This window comes from Brucella sp. IR068 (assembly GCF_049065885.1).
Classification (GTDB): Bacteria; Pseudomonadota; Alphaproteobacteria; order Rhizobiales; family Rhizobiaceae; genus Brucella; species Brucella intermedia.
Genome location: NZ_JBAKHE010000003.1, coordinates 139,643 through 154,604 on the forward strand (window position 1 = coordinate 139,643; position 14,962 = coordinate 154,604).

A 14,962-nucleotide genomic window follows, 5' to 3' on the forward strand; every position below is an offset into this window, starting at 1 on the left:
TGGATTACGAAAAGACGTCTTCCAGCCCCTTGGTCAGTTCCAGCGCCTGACGCTCGAACAGGCGGCGGTAGATGCCTTCCGGCTTGCGGATAAGCGCATCATGGTCGCCTTCTTCGAGGATCTTGCCCTTGTCGAAGACCAGCAGCCGGTCAAGCGCCCGAACCGTCGAAAGCCGGTGTGCGATGACAAGCGTCGTGCGGCCCACCATCAGCCGTTCCATCGCCTGCTGGATCAGCACCTCCGATTCCGAATCGAGGCTCGACGTCGCCTCGTCCAGAATGAGGATCGGTGCATTTGCCAGAAACGCACGGGCAATGGCGACACGCTGGCGCTCACCACCCGAAAGCTTCACACCGCGTTCACCGACAAGCGTTGCATAGCCTTTCGGCAGGCGGCTGATGAAGTCGTGCGCGCTCGCAAGCTTCGCAGCTTCCTCGATCTCGGCCTGCGTCGCACCGGGGCGGGCATAGGCGATGTTCTCGGCCAGCGTCCGGTGAAACAGGATCGGCTCCTGCTGCACGATGGCGATCTGCGATCGGAGCGATGCCTGTGTGACATCGGCAATGTTCTGCCCGTCAATGCGGATAGCGCCGCCGCTGACATCGTAAAGCCGCTGGATCAGCTTGACGAAGGTCGTCTTACCCGAACCCGAATGACCGACCAGACCGACGCGCTCGCCAGCCTCGATCTTGACCGAGAAGTCGCGATAGAGGGCGGATTCGTGACTGCCATAATGGAAGGTGACGTGATCGAAAGTGATCTCGCCATTTCCAATTTTGATGGCCGGAGCACCCGGCTTGTCGGCAATACCGTAAGGCTGCGCCTCGATATCGACCAGTTCCTCCATGTCGTTGACCGAGCGCTGCAGGTTGCGGATATGCATGCCCACATCGCGCAGATAGCCCTGCAACATGAAGAAGGCGGTCAGGACGAAGGTGATATCGCCCGCCGTTGCCTTGCCCTGGCTCCACAGATAGAGCGCAAAGGCAATGACGACGCCGCGCATCACCAGAAGGTTCGCACCCTGGATGAAACCGTTCAGCGTACCGATCAGCCATGTGCGGCGTGTGCGGCCGCGCCACTTGGTGACGACCTTGGCAAGACGCATATCCTCGCGGCTTTCCGCACCGAACGCCTTCACAACCGCATTGCACGAAATGGCATCGGCCAAAGCGCCGCCCATGCGCGTGTCCCAGCTATTGGCAAGTGTTGCCGCAGGGGCGACGAAGCCGAGCGAGATCACGATGGTGCAGACGATGAACAGCACCGAACCGATGGCAACCAGCAGGCCCATCAGCGGCCAGTACCACGATAGAAGTGCGACCGAGCCGAGCAGCATCAGGACCGATGGCAGCAGGGCCACGATCAGCGTATCGTTGAGCAGGTCGAGCGCCCACATGGCCCGCGAGACCTTGCGCACGGTCGATCCGGCAAAGGCATTGGCATGCCAGTCGGTCGAGAACCGCTGCAGCCTGCGGAACGAGCTGGCTGCCATGTCGCTCATGATCTTCAAGGTGAAGTCGGTGATGACATAGAAGGTCAGCTGGCGCGTGATCAGCGCCAATGCACCCAGCGCAAGCAGGACGATCAGCGCATGAATGGCCGCATCCCATGCGCCGTCATTGCCCAATGAAAGCGCGTCGACCAGCCGCCCGGAATAGAGCGGGGTCAGAACATCTGCGGCTGTTGCGAGCAGCATGCCGATTATCATCAGCGTCAGCCGCACGGGCTGACTTCGCCAGTGGCCGAAAGTGTAGCCGAGGACGTTGCGGAAAGCAGGTCCCCGGAAATTGATGCGAAACCGAGTCATATCTACAATACCAGGCCGCGTTCGGGCGGATTCTGGTTCCTTTAAAAGCATTTTCAGCAAAAGTGCGAAGCGGTTCAGCGTCGGACGATGCGTGAAAACAAAGACAAAACAAGCAGCCGGTGAGGGCTGCGGCAAATTTGGAAGTTTTGGAATGTGCCCCTTTAGGGAGGGCGTTCAGGCCTCAGCCTGCATCGCGGGCCAAGGACTTAAAGCTTGGAAGCGCCCGCGCGAACACTGGGCACCATCGGGAATGGGTAATAGACACGCATCTCATACCTCTTGCCAGTGTTGCGGATAGGTGCACAATAAATGAGCAAAAATATTTGCCAAGGCGAAAAATGACAATTTTTCCAACTGGTCATTGACTGTGACAAATTTGCAAGGCGGGCCTTTCAAGGCCTTGGCCCGGGGCTTATTTTCACTTTTTGCGTTACAGGACGGCTCCGGTCTTGCAATTCCGCCGCTCATGGGTGAAGGGTCGTTCTGAGATATATCAGAGCCGTGCGGCGCACAGGGAGAGTTCATGACGGTACATCAAAATCTGATCGCGGGCGAATGGGTCGGCGGCGACGGGATCGCCAACATCAATCCTTCGGACACCAATGATGTCGTTGGAACCTATGCGCGCGCAACGGCTGAAGACACCAAGGCAGCCATTGCCGCCGCGAAAGCCGCTTTCCCGGCATGGTCGCGTTCCGGCATTCTGGAGCGCCATGCGATCCTGCGTAAAACCGCAGACGAGATTCTGGCGCGCAAGGACGAGCTTGGCCGTCTTCTGTCGCGTGAGGAAGGCAAGACGCTGGCCGAGGGCATCGGCGAAACCATCCGCGCCAGCCAGATTTTCGATTTCTTCGCCGGCGAAGCCCTGCGTCTGGCAGGCGAAGTTCTGCCTTCTGCGCGCCCGGGCATCGGCGTCGAAATCACCCGCGAACCTGTCGGCGTCGTCGGCATCATCACGCCGTGGAACTTCCCGATCGCCATTCCGGCATGGAAGATTGCGCCGGCGCTCTGCTATGGCAACACGATCGTCTTCAAGCCGGCTGACCTCGTGCCGGGCTGTTCCTGGGCGATTGTCGATATCCTGCATCGCGCCGGTCTTCCGAAGGGCGTGCTCAATCTCGTCATGGGCAAGGGTTCCGTGGTCGGCCAGACCATTCTGGACAGCGCCGACGTCAATGCCGTCACCTTCACCGGTTCCACCGGCACGGGCAAGCGCGTTGCGGCTGCATCCATCGAGCACAATCGTCGCTTCCAGCTCGAAATGGGCGGCAAGAACCCGGTCGTGGTTCTCGATGACGCCGATCTCAATGTGGCTGTGGAATCGGTCGTCAATTCCGCCTTCTTCTCTACCGGCCAGCGCTGCACGGCTTCCTCGCGCATCATCGTCACGGAAGGCATCCACGACAAGTTCGTTGCCGCCGCCATTGAAAAGCTGAAGACCGTTGTGGTCGACAATGCGCTGAAGCAGGGCACCCATATCGGCCCGGTGGTCGATGAAAGCCAGCTCAAGCAGGACATGGACTATATCGAGATCGGCCGCAAGGAAGGCGCGAAGCTTGCCTTTGGCGGCGAACGCCTCAACCGCGAAACGCCGGGCTTCTATCTCCAGCCCGCGCTGTTCACGGAAGCCACCAACCAGATGCGCATCAGCCGCGAGGAAATCTTCGGCCCGGTCGCTTCCGTCATCCGCGTCAAGGATTATGAAGAAGCGCTTGCCACCGCCAACGATACGAATTTCGGCCTGTCGTCGGGCATCTGCACGACGAGCCTGAAGCACGCCACGCATTTCAAGCGCAATTCGGAAGCGGGCATGGTGATGGTCAATCTGCCGACCGCGGGCGTCGATTTCCATGTGCCGTTCGGCGGGCGCAAGGGTTCGAGCTACGGTCCGCGCGAGCAGGGCCGCTACGCCGCCGAGTTCTACACGACGGTGAAGACGGCCTATACGCTGGCCTGATGGCAGTTTGAACAAACATGAAAACCGGCGATTTCCCGCCGGTTTTTTTATGCGGCTTTTCGCGGCCAGGCGGCAAGCTTGCGGGCGAAATGCGACACCGTGCCGTGCAGCAGCATGGTGAAAGCCGCCAGAACGAACAGGCAGGCGAACATCAGGTCCACCTTGGCGCGTCCATTGGCGAGCAGCATCAGATAGCCGAGCCCCTTGGATGCCCCCACCCATTCGCCCACTACGGCGCCGATGGGGGCATAGACCGCAGCGAGGCTCAGGCCCGACGCCAGCGAAGGAAAGGCGGAGGGGATGCGGATGCGAAACAGGATCGCCATGCGCCCGGCCCCCAGGATTTCCGCCGCGTCGATCAGGCTGCTGTCAGTGCGCCGCATACCATCGAAGAAGGTCGAAACGACGGGAAAGAAGATCATCAGCACCGTGACCGCAATCTTCGATGCAGGGCCATAGCCGAGCCACAAGGTCAGGATGGGGGCGAGCGCGAAGATCGGGATCGCCTGGCTGAACACCATGGCGGGCATGACGAGGCGCTGCGCCAGCGGTGACATCATCAGGCAGATGGCGGTCGCAATGCCGACCGCACTGCCAAGGGCAAGACCGCCCAGCACTTCGCCGATGGTGGCGATGGCGTTCTCGGCAATCAGCCCGGCATTGCCGATCAGCGCCTGCACAACATCAAGCGGACCCGGCAGGATGAAGCGCGGCATCTGGCCGATGCTCACCACCGCCTGCCAGATGGCGAGCGCCACCGCTGCCGATAGCAGACCATCGGCAGCGCGTTTCATTCGGCTTCGGTTCGAGAGCGCTTCGGTCACTATCCGGCCTTCAACCCCATCGACCAGAACTCCGCTTCGAGCCTGCTTGCGGTGGCAAATATCTGGCAGAGCCTTGGCCAGCGCGGGCTTTTCTCGAAGTCATCGCCGATGCGGTCCCTCGCGGCCTGATCGAACAGCTTGCCCACCGTGTGGCACATGTCCTGATAATCAGGCCCCGCATAGGTATCGATCCACTCCTGATAGGGCGTGCCGGGGCGGGCCGTCACAGCGAGATTGAGGCCGATCTCGCCATAGCCATGCGCGCAGGGCACGAGCGCGGTCAGCAGGTCGAGGAAATCGCCCGCCTGTCCGCAATCGAGCACATAGCGCGTGTAGGCGAGGTTTTCCGGCTCTTCCTTCGTGGCGTAAAGCGCGTCCTCGCTGATGCCTTCGCGGCCGCAGATGCCGACATGAAGCGGCAGCTCCGTCACCGTCAGCCGATGCATGATCTGGGCGCAGAGCCGGGTTTCCTGCAATGTATTCGCCTTGACCACACCGAGCGCGAAAGCGCGGGCATAGTGATGCAGATAGACATAATCCTGACGCAGATAATGCAGGAAGGCCGCCTTGGGTAACGTGCCATCGCCAAGGCCCCGCACGAATTCATGCTCGATATAGGGCTTCCAGTCATCAAGCGTCGCTGCGCGAAGGCGCGTGAACAGTTCGGATGAATAATGCGGCTGCGGCTGGCTCATGACTTGCTCCCTTCGGCATTGACGTCGATGGCGAATTTTTCGACCGGCAGGATGGAGGGCACCAGATTGTGCTCCTTGAGATAAGCCTCATAGCGACGCCAGCGGCCGGTATCGAGGCTGGCAGGTGCGCGTGAAAAGCGCGCGACGGTGTCTTTCCAGGCGCGCTGGTTCAATTCGTCCTTGAGTTCGGTGCTGTAGGACGAGAACAGCTCGAAACCCTTGTCCGGGTGATTGACGATATATTGCGCGGCCTTCTCGGTGGCCGACAGGAAGCGGGAAATCTTGTCCTTTTCCGCCGCGTCGAGCCCGGTCGTGGCTGCGACATAGACCAGCTCGTCATAAACCGGCACGCCTTCTTCCTCGACGAAGAAGCATTTGCCCGGCACGCCTTCGACGGCCATCTGGTTCAGTTCGACATTGCGATAGGCACCCATCACCGCATCGACTTGCTTCGACATCAGCGACGGCGCAAGCGAGAAATTCACATTGATGAGCTCGACGTCGGAAAGCTTCACGCCATGCTGTCCGAGAATGGTGCCGAGGAGCGTTTCCTCCACGCCCGCGACCGAATAGCCGATCTTCTTGCCCTTGAGATCGGCAATGGAATTCACCGAGCCGTCGTCGCGGGCCATCAGGCAGTTGAGCGGCGAGTCGATCAATGTGCCGACACGGACGAGCGGCAGCCCCTCATGGACCTGAAGATGCACCTGCTGCTGATAGGAGACGGCGAGATCGGCCTGCCCCGCCGCGACCATCTTGGTCGGACTCGAGGCATCGGCAGGGGCGACGATTTCCACGTCCAGCCCCGCATCCTTGAAGTAGCCGAGCTTGTCGGCAACGATGATCGGGCCATGATCGGGGTTCACATACCAGTCGAGAATGAGCTTCAGCTTGTCATCGGCGTGAGCCGAAGTGGCAGTGGTGAGGGCGAGGCCGAACAGGGCGGCAAAGGCAGTCTTTTTCATAGGGTTTGCTCCAGAGCATGGCCTGCATAAGCGCGCGTGGTTTCGATCCATTGGCGCAGGCGGCTTTCAGGGTCGGCATTGAGTGTGATGTCGGTGACGACGGAAACGATGTCGGCGCCTGCTTCGAAAACGCCCGGCGCGCGCTCCACGCTCATACCGCCGATGCCCACCAGCGGAATGTCGCCGATGCGCGCCTTCCATTGGCCGAGGCGAGGCAGGCCCTGCTCGTGCCATTTCATCTTTTTCAGGATGGTCGGATAGACGGGGCCAAGCGCGATATAGTCAGGCTTCAACGACAAGGCGCGGTCCAGCTCCGCCTCGTCATGGCTTGAAACGCCGAGCTTTAGGCCACCGGCGCGAATGGCATCGAGATCGGCATCGTCGAGGTCTTCCTGTCCGAGATGGATGAAGTCGCAGCCTTCCTCCAGCGCCAGTTTCCAATAGTCGTTGACGATCAGCTGGCAGTCATGGGCAAGGCATATCTCCCGGGCGGCGCGGATTTCACCGCGCAGTTCCGGTTCGCTCTTGTCCTTGACGCGCAACTGCACCAGCCTGACGCCAAGCGGCACCATGCGCTCCAGCCATCTGGCGCTGTCGAAGATCGGGTAGAACGGATCGAGGGCCATTACAAAAATGCCTTTCCGAGAAGAGGGGTGGATGGTGCGGCCATGTCGCGGGCTTCGATGGCGTCCGCCTCGAAGGCGAGCCGACCGGCTTCAACGGCAAGCGCGAAACCGCGTGCCATGACGACCGGATCGCCAGCCTTGGCGACGGCGGTGTTGATGAGCACGGCGTCATAGCCCAACTCCATTGCTGCCGCTGCATGGGAAGGCACGCCGATGCCTGCATCGACGACAAGCGGAATGTCGGGGAAATGCGCCCGCATGGTTTTGAGCGCATAAGGATTGTTCAGGCCGCGGCCCGAGCCGATGGGCGCGCCCCACGGCATCAGCACTTTGCAACCGGCTTCGAGAAGCTTTTCCGCGACGACCAGATCGTCATTCATATAGGGAAAGACCTCGAAACCGTCGTCGCATAGCGCGCGCGCCGCTTCCACAAGGCCGAACGGGTCGGGCTGCAATGTGTCATGGTCGCCGATGACTTCGAGCTTGATCCAGTTGGTGCCGAAGATTTCCCGCGCCATTTTTGCCGTGGTGACAGCTTCGCGGGCCGTGTGACAGCCCGCCGTGTTCGGCAGAACCTGCACGCCCAGTTCCCGGATCAGCGCCCAGAAATCCTGTCCGGCGCGGGCCTCGCCGCTTTCACGCCTGAGCGACACGGTGACGATACCGCTTTGCGAGGCGCGCACCGCATCGGCCAATATGGCCGGTGACGGATATAGCGCCGTGCCCAGCAGCAGGCGGCTTTCAAACTTCTTGCCATAAAATTCCAGCATCTCAGCCTCCCTGCATCGGGGCCAGAACTTCGATGCGGTCGCCAGCCGACAGGATCGCGGCTTCGCGCTCGTCGCTGGCCACGAATTCGCCGTTGAGCGCCGTTGCGACAACCGCTTCATCCAGTTCGATTTCGATGAGCAGCGCCGCCAGATTGGCGGCTGTCGTGGTGACGACTTCACCGTTCAGCACGATTGTCATGCATAGTCCTCCACAAATTCGGGCCTGGTTTCGGGTGCGGTCGCAGCGGCGACCGCCATGCGCGCCATCGCCGGCGAGAGCAGGAAGCCGTGGCGGTAAAGCCCGTTGACATAGATGGTTTTGCCGCGCCGTCTGACGCGAGGCAGGTTGTCCGGAAAGGCCGGGCGCGCATCGACCCCGGTTTCGAGAATTTCCGCCTCGCCGAAGGCCGGATGCAGGGCATAGGCGGCACTCAGGAGTTCCAGAGTGGAGCGCACGCTGATCCCGGACCGCTCGCCGCTTTCGATCATGGTCGCGCCGATCATGTGCACGCCGTCGCCGCGCGGCACGATGTAAAGCGGAATGCGCGGATGCAGGAGCCGCACGGGCCGCGAAAGATTGATGTCGCGGGATCGGACAACCAGCATTTCCCCCTTGACGCCGCGCAGGTCGGGCAGCGCATCCCGTGCGGCTAGGCCCCGGGCATCGACCACGATATCCGCGTCGATTGTCCCTGCGTCCGCTTCCGTACCGAGATGGAAGACGACACCTTTTCGTTGCAGGTTTCCGGCCAGCTCGATCAATGTTCTGCGCGGGTCGAGATGCCCTTCACGCGCGAAGAACAGACCCTGCCGGAAACGTCCGGCCAGATCGGGTTCCAGCGCATCAATGCGTGCTTGATCGATTGTGTCGAAGGCTTCCGTCCGGCGGACGAAGCGACGCAACTCGCTGGCATCGCGCGTGTGCGACAGGACGAGCGTGCCTTCACGCTTGACTCCGGAGACGTGCTTTTCCCACCAGCCGAGTGCTTCCTGCCCAAGCCGCACGACGGGTTCTTCGGCGCTTTCGCCCTCGCACCATGGCGCCAGCATGCCGCCCGCAAGCCACGAACAGCAATCGGCGCCGATCTGCGGGCTGCGGGCAATGACTGTCACAGCATGGCCCTGATCGGTGAACTCGGCGGCGGTGGCAAGACCGGCCACACCCGCTCCGATAATGGTGACGCGCATCAGGCAATCTCCTCGGTCCGGGTTTTCCAGAGGCCGTGGAAATGATGCACCGGCCCGTGGCCATGTCCGATCTTCAGGCTGTCGGCGGCGCGGATTGCCGCTTGCAGATAGGCATGCGCGCTCAGCACCGCCTTTTCCAGCGGCAGGTTCCGGGCCAGTTCCGCGGCAATGGCCGAAGAGAGCGTGCAGCCTGTGCCATGGGTGTTGGCGGTCAGGATACGCAGTGCTTCGACACGGAGCGTCGGCTGGTCCCGGCGAACCAGCAGATCGACGCAGGTTTCGCCTTCCGCATGTCCGCCCTTCATCAAGACGGCCTTTGCGCCAAGTTCCAGCAGCGCGCGCCCCTGCGCCTCAGCTTCGGCGTCGTCGCGCGCCACTCCGGCGTCGAGCAGGCAGGCTGCTTCGGGCCGGTTGGGTGTCAGCAAGGTGGCGAGCGGCACCAGCCTCTCGCGCAGCAATGCAATGGCGTTTTCACTCAGGAGCGCGGCGCCCGACTTTGCCACCATGACCGGATCGAGAACGATGGGGCCGGAAAAATGGGCAAGGCCGCGCGCGATGGCCTCGATGGTTTCGGGCACGGAGACCATGCCGATCTTCACCGCCGCCACGTCGAGATCGCTGAAAACGGCGTCGATCTGTCCTGCAACGATGGCGGGCGGGATGTCGTGCACGGCGCTGACCGTGCGGGTGTTCTGCACGGTCACCGCGGCGATGACGCTTGCGCCATAGACACCGAGTGCAGAAAATGTCTTGAGGTCGGCCTGAATGCCAGCGCCGCCGCTACTGTCGGAACCGGCGATCGTGACGCATATCGGCACGGATCGCGACGGGTCGCTCGTTGATTTGGTTCGGGAGAAACTGTTCTGTTGGTCCATCATATCGTCTCTCATTCCGAACGGAAGATGAGACGTCATGAACCTGGTCGGAGCCGAGACTCCATTTGGGGTGTTGCCCCGTCCGCGACGCGCCAAACTCCGTTCCCTACGCAGGTATTACCCGGATCAGGTTCAATGGGTTGGCGCGAGAACGCACCTCTCAGCCTTTTGTGTCGCAATACCGGACGGAAAACCGCTTGGCACTTTTCCTGATATTGCTTCGAAGGCACCCCAACGAATTTTTGCGCCTATAGGCATAGGCCGGAAGTTGAAGACGGTCAAGCGATGGAAAAAGTCTGATTTTAAAGAAATTCCTTAAATCGACCCCCAATTTGTATATGGTTTATTAAAATTCTCGGCTTTAATCTATGCTCGGGGTGCATCTGAATCGGGTTGCTCATAGTGCTAACAAACGAGACGGGCCGCTCGTGGAGTGGAGCCGTATAATCCTGTAGGATCAGTAGGATGAGGGGAATGCGATGAGGAAGCGGGGGGGCGCTTCGGCTTCGGCGGAAGGTACGATGGCGCGCACGTCCGAACAGGACTTCCGCATCCTTTTTACGACGCATCCGACACCCATGTGGGTTTATGACCCGGAAACGCTGCGTTTCATCGTGATGAATGACGCCGCATACCGGCTTTATGGTTATACAGCCGACGAAATCCCGGCCATGACCGTGCTCGATATTCGCCCGCAAACCGAGCGGGACCGGATGCTTGCCGCCATTCGTGATCGCAGCGACCTTGAGCGCCCGGAGCGCTGGCAGCATCTGCGCGCCAATGGTGAAACCATTGATGTTCTGACTTACGGACGTCAGGTGCTGTTCGACGGCAAGGAAGCCATTCTCGCCATCGTTCAGGACAGGACGGAAGTGACGGAGGCCAATCGTCAGGCAAGTCACGCGCAGACCTTGCTGGACAGCCTCGTCAACAACTTGCCGCTTGGTGTGTTCGTCAAGGACATGCAGGATAATGGTCGTTACGTGCTCTTCAATCAGGCGGCATCCGTGGCGAGCGGACAGCCGATAGAAGAAGCCCTCGGCGCTACCGACCTCGATCTTTTCCCAAAGCGCGAGGCAGCCGTCATTCTCGAGCAGGACCGCATGGCGATGCGGCGCCGGGACGTGCTGAGCGTCGAACGGAAGGTCGAGCGCAAGGACGGAACCTCGCGCACGATGCGGATCATAAGATGCTCCATTCCGCCGGTCGAAGGCGACGAGCCTCGCTATTTGATCGGCCTTCTCGAGGATGTGACCGAGCGGCGCGAAATCGAGGAGCGCATGGCGCATATCGCCATGCACGACAGCCTGACCGGCCTGCCGAACCGGGCCTATTTCGCCCATCACGTCGAGAGCCTGCTGAAGAAGGGCGGCGATTCCGAGCCTTTCGCATTGTTCTATCTCGATATCGATCATTTCAAGAACATCAACGACAGTATCGGCCATCAGGCGGGCGACCAGCTTCTGCAGGAAGTCGCGCGCCGGCTGAAACAGATTACGACCCCGGACGAATTCATCGCGCGGCTGGGCGGCGATGAGTTTGCAATCGTCTATCGCAGCGGCACGCTGGGGCAGATCGCGATGTTCGCCGACCGCGTGCTTTCGGCTTTTCAGGACTCGTTCAAACTGGTCGGCAATTCGGAATTTGTAACGTGCAGCATGGGCATTTCCCAGGCGCCGCTGCATGGCGACAATCCCGATGCGTTGATGCGCAACGCCGATCTGGCACTTTACGCGTCAAAATCCGGTGGACGCCGCACATTCCGTTTTTATCAGCATTCCCTGCGTCTGGCGGCCGAGAAGCGTCACGTCATGACCGGGGAGCTTCGGCAGGCATTGCTGGATGAACAGTTCGAGCTTCACTACCAGCCGATCTTCAACCTTGAAAGCGGCAGGATTTCCGGCTTTGAGGCACTGATCCGCTGGCGTCATCCCGAGCGCGGCATGGTTTCTCCGGCCGAGTTCATTCCCCTGGCGGAAGAAACCGGGCTGATCGGGCCGATTGGCGACTGGGTCTTGAGGGCGGCCTGCCGGGAAGCTGTCCTCTGGCCGGAGGATATCAAGGTTTCCGTCAATCTCTCGCCGGTCCAGTTCAGCCAGACGACGCTCCTGCAATCGGTTACCGATGCGCTTGAAGCGGCGCGGCTTTCGCCAGACAGGCTCGAGCTTGAAATCACGGAATCGGTCTTCCTCTCGAACAGCAAGAACAATATCGAGCTGCTGTTCGAGCTTCGGCGGCTGGGTGTCCGTATTGCGATGGACGATTTTGGAACCGGCTATTCGTCGCTCAGCTATCTGCGTTCCTTCCCGTTCGACAAGATCAAGATCGACCGCAGTTTCGTTTCGGGCATCGAGGTCGATACGCGTGACCTCGCCATCATTCAGGCCGTGGCGACGCTTGGCGCCGGTTTCAATATTGTCACCACGGCAGAAGGCGTGGAAACCGCACAGCAGCTTGAACGCTTGAAGTCGGAACGGTTTGGCGAGGTTCAGGGTTTCCTCACCGGTCGGCCAATGCCTGCGGGCGACGTGCACTCCTTTATCCAGAATCGCAGCAATGCCGGGCTGGGGCTGGTCGCGGCGCATAATACCTTGCCGATCTAGAAACATCTCCCGAAAGGGTGGGGAGCCGCATTCGCGACAAACGCAATATCCATATGGAACTTGTGTCGAAAAGGCTTGACCTTCCAACGGTGGGAAGGACTATTTAAGGAGCAACTCTCGAATTATGCCCTTCCCGGGCGGTGAAAGGGATTGCCATGAACAAGCCTGTAAATCACGAAACCATCAGCTTTCCTGTCCCTGTCGAAGGGATGAGTTGCGCTTCATGCGTGTCGTCCGTGGAAAAAGCTGTCGCCAAGGTTCCTGGCGTCGACAAGGTGTCCGTCAATCTCGCAACTGAACGCGCCGACGTGACTTTCAAAGGCGCGCCGGATTTGCCGTCGGTGATCGATGCCATTCGCAAGGCGGGTTATGAAGTGCCAGCCGCCAGCATCGATCTGGCCATCGAGGGCATGAGCTGCGCGTCCTGCGTCAGCAAGGTCGAGAAGGCTTTGAACGGCGTGCCGGGCGTGACCCGCGCCAGCGTCAACCTTGCAACGGAGCGGGCGCATGTCGATCTGGCCGGGCAGGTGTCGGTCAACGAGCTTGTCAAGGCCGTTGAAGCTGCCGGCTATGAGGCGCGGTCGCTTGATGACGGGCAAGGCAGCGACAGGCAGGAAACCCAGTCCGAAAAGCGGGATGCGGAAGCGGCAGAGCTGAAGAAAAGCGTCATCCTTGCCGCCCTTCTGACATTGCCCGTCTTCGTGCTGGAAATGGGGTCGCATCTCATCCCTGCGGTTCATATGTTCGTCATGGACCGCATCGGCATGCAGAACAGCTGGTATCTGCAACTCGTGCTCACGACGCTGGTCCTGTTTGGCCCCGGTTTGCGCTTTTTCAGGAAGGGAATCCCGACGCTCCTGCGCGGCACGCCGGATATGAATTCGCTCGTGGTGGTGGGTACGCTCGCGGCCTGGGGCTTCTCCGTCGTCGCGACCTTTTTCCCGGCGGTGCTGCCTGAAGGCACGGTAAACATTTATTTTGAAGCCGCCGCCGTCATCGTCACGCTGATCCTGATCGGGCGTTTTCTGGAAGCGCGCGCCAAGGGGCGCACCAGTGCGGCTATCAGCCGGCTGGTTGGCTTGCAGGCGAAATCGGCGCGTGTGGTGCGTGACGGCGAAACGGTCGATGTGCCGCTCGAAGATGTGCGCGCAGGCGATGTCGTACAGGTTCGTCCCGGCGAGAAAGTGCCGGTCGATGGCGAAGTGATCGAAGGTTCGTCCTATGTCGATGAATCGATGATCACCGGCGAGCCTGTGCCCGTCGCCAAGGAAAAAGGCGCGGAAGTGGTGGGCGGCACGATCAACAAGACCGGCGCCTTCACCTTCCGCGCCACCAAGGTTGGCCGCGACATGGTGATTTCGCAGATCATCCGCATGGTCGAGGACGCGCAGGCCGACAAGCTGCCCATTCAGGCCATGGTCGACAAGGTGACGGGCTGGTTCGTCCCCTCGGTTATGGTCGCCGCCGCCCTGACCTTCGCCCTGTGGCTGGCGATTGGCGGCACGGGCATGCTGGGTTACGCGCTGGTGAACGCCATTGCGGTTCTCATCATTGCCTGCCCGTGCGCCATGGGCCTCGCCACACCGACATCGATCATGGTTGGCACCGGTCGCGCAGCCGAGTTCGGCGTCCTGTTCCGCCGTGGTGATGCCTTGCAGACCTTGCGCGACGCTTCCGTAATCGCCGTCGACAAGACTGGCACGCTGACGCAAGGTAAACCCGCACTCGCGCATTTCGCAACGGTCGAGGGCTTCGACAGGGACGAGCTTCTGGCGCTTGTGGCAGCGGTGGAAGCCCGCTCCGAACACCCGATCGCCGACGCGATTGTGGAAGCCGCGAAGGCGAAGGGATTGAAGCTCGCGGACGTATCGGCTTTTGAAGCAGTCCCCGGTTTCGGCTTGAAGGCGCAGGTTTCCGGCCATGAGGTGGCCATCGGTGCCGACCGTTACATGGCGAAGCTTGGGGCTGATGTTGCTGCCTTTGCCGATGATGCGAAGCGCCTCGGCGATGAAGGACAGTCCCCGCTCTATGCGGCCATTGACGGCAAGCTGGCGGCGATCCTCACCGTCGCCGATCCGATGAAGGAAACCACGCCAGCGGCGATTGCCGCCCTTCACGAGCAGGGGCTGAAGGTCGCGATGATCACCGGCGACAATCGCCGCACGGCTGAGGCCATCGCCAAACGTCTGGGCATTGATGAAGTGGTTGCGGAAGTGCTGCCGGACGGCAAGGTCGAGGCGCTGAAACGCCTTTCGGCGGGCGGCAAGCGGATCGCCTTTGTCGGCGATGGCATCAACGACGCGCCCGCACTCGCCGCTGCCGATGTCGGTATCGCCATTGGCACCGGAACGGATATCGCGATTGAAAGTGCTGACGTGGTGCTGATGTCGGGGGATCTGCGCGGCGTGGTCAATGCCATCGCCATATCGAAGGCGACGATCCGCAATATCGGCGAGAACCTGTTCTGGGCCTTCGCCTATAACGTTGCACTGATCCCCGTCGCGGCGGGTGTTCTCTATCCCTTCACCGGCACGCTGTTGTCGCCGGTTCTGGCGGCAGGCGCCATGGCTTTCTCGAGCATTTTTGTCCTGAGCAACGCCTTGCGGCTCAAGGCCTTCAAAAGCCCGATAGAGGCGTGAACAAGAAAGG

Annotated in this window: 12 protein-coding genes and 1 riboswitch; of the genes, 3 read left to right on the plus strand and 9 right to left on the minus strand. The window is 60.9% G+C overall.

The annotated features are described in order from the left end of the window. Positions 1-4 precede the first annotated feature (4 nt). Positions 5-1,810: an ABC transporter ATP-binding protein gene (locus ACOWVS_RS06415; protein WP_021586343.1), complete on the minus strand. Its 1,806-nt coding sequence runs from the start codon at positions 1,808-1,810 to the stop codon at positions 5-7. A gap of 523 nt (positions 1,811-2,333) precedes the next feature. On the opposite strand from ACOWVS_RS06415, the gene ACOWVS_RS06420 reads away from it, so the two are divergent. Next, positions 2,334-3,767: an aldehyde dehydrogenase family protein gene (locus tag ACOWVS_RS06420; protein ID WP_006465935.1), complete on the plus strand. Its 1,434-nt coding sequence runs from the start codon at positions 2,334-2,336 to the stop codon at positions 3,765-3,767. 47 nt (positions 3,768-3,814) lie between these two features. Here the strand turns inward: ACOWVS_RS06420 and ACOWVS_RS06425 are convergent, their stop codons facing one another. The 8 genes from ACOWVS_RS06425 to thiD are packed head-to-tail and all read right to left on the minus strand — an operon-like array spanning position 3,815 to position 9,710. Beyond that, the gene (locus ACOWVS_RS06425; RefSeq protein WP_152849740.1) at positions 3,815-4,561 is read right to left on the minus strand and encodes an ABC transporter permease; all 747 of its coding nucleotides are present in this window, start codon (positions 4,559-4,561) and stop codon (positions 3,815-3,817) included. A gap of 29 nt (positions 4,562-4,590) precedes the next feature. Beyond that, entirely contained in the window at positions 4,591-5,286 is a 696-nt protein-coding gene (gene tenA / locus ACOWVS_RS06430) for a thiaminase II (protein WP_021586341.1), read from the minus strand. Then, positions 5,283-6,251, minus strand: a complete 969-nt coding sequence (locus ACOWVS_RS06435) for an ABC transporter substrate-binding protein (RefSeq protein ID WP_075041779.1) — start codon at positions 6,249-6,251, stop codon at positions 5,283-5,285. Before ACOWVS_RS06435 ends, tenA begins: the two co-directional genes overlap by 4 nt. Continuing rightward, complete coding sequence (locus ACOWVS_RS06440; RefSeq protein WP_021586339.1) at positions 6,248-6,877, minus strand: thiamine phosphate synthase; 630 nt, start codon at positions 6,875-6,877, stop codon at positions 6,248-6,250. Before ACOWVS_RS06440 ends, ACOWVS_RS06435 begins: the two co-directional genes overlap by 4 nt. Further along, on the minus strand, positions 6,877-7,647 hold the full coding sequence (locus ACOWVS_RS06445) for a thiazole synthase (RefSeq protein ID WP_021586338.1): 771 nt from the start codon (positions 7,645-7,647) through the stop codon (positions 6,877-6,879). Before ACOWVS_RS06445 ends, ACOWVS_RS06440 begins: the two co-directional genes overlap by 1 nt. Position 7,648: 1 nt before the next feature. Further along, positions 7,649-7,846 (minus strand): sulfur carrier protein ThiS, encoded by a 198-nt coding sequence (thiS, locus tag ACOWVS_RS06450; RefSeq protein WP_021586337.1) that lies wholly within the window; start codon positions 7,844-7,846, stop codon positions 7,649-7,651. Beyond that, positions 7,843-8,835 (minus strand): glycine oxidase ThiO, encoded by a 993-nt coding sequence (gene thiO, locus ACOWVS_RS06455; protein WP_021586336.1) that lies wholly within the window; start codon positions 8,833-8,835, stop codon positions 7,843-7,845. Before thiO ends, thiS begins: the two co-directional genes overlap by 4 nt. Then, positions 8,835-9,710 (minus strand): bifunctional hydroxymethylpyrimidine kinase/phosphomethylpyrimidine kinase, encoded by an 876-nt coding sequence (gene thiD / locus ACOWVS_RS06460; RefSeq protein WP_025089728.1) that lies wholly within the window; start codon positions 9,708-9,710, stop codon positions 8,835-8,837. Before thiD ends, thiO begins: the two co-directional genes overlap by 1 nt. Before the next feature lie 86 nt (positions 9,711-9,796). Next, positions 9,797-9,954, minus strand: a riboswitch (TPP riboswitch). Between the two features lie 235 nt (positions 9,955-10,189). Between thiD and ACOWVS_RS06465 the strand changes: the two genes are divergently transcribed. After that, complete coding sequence (locus ACOWVS_RS06465) at positions 10,190-12,313, plus strand: putative bifunctional diguanylate cyclase/phosphodiesterase (RefSeq protein ID WP_006465944.1); 2,124 nt, start codon at positions 10,190-10,192, stop codon at positions 12,311-12,313. A 155-nt stretch (positions 12,314-12,468) separates the two neighbouring features. Beyond that, positions 12,469-14,952, plus strand: coding sequence for a heavy metal translocating P-type ATPase (locus tag ACOWVS_RS06470; RefSeq protein ID WP_021586334.1), 2,484 nt, complete (start codon positions 12,469-12,471; stop codon positions 14,950-14,952). Positions 14,953-14,962: the final 10 nt, after the last annotated feature.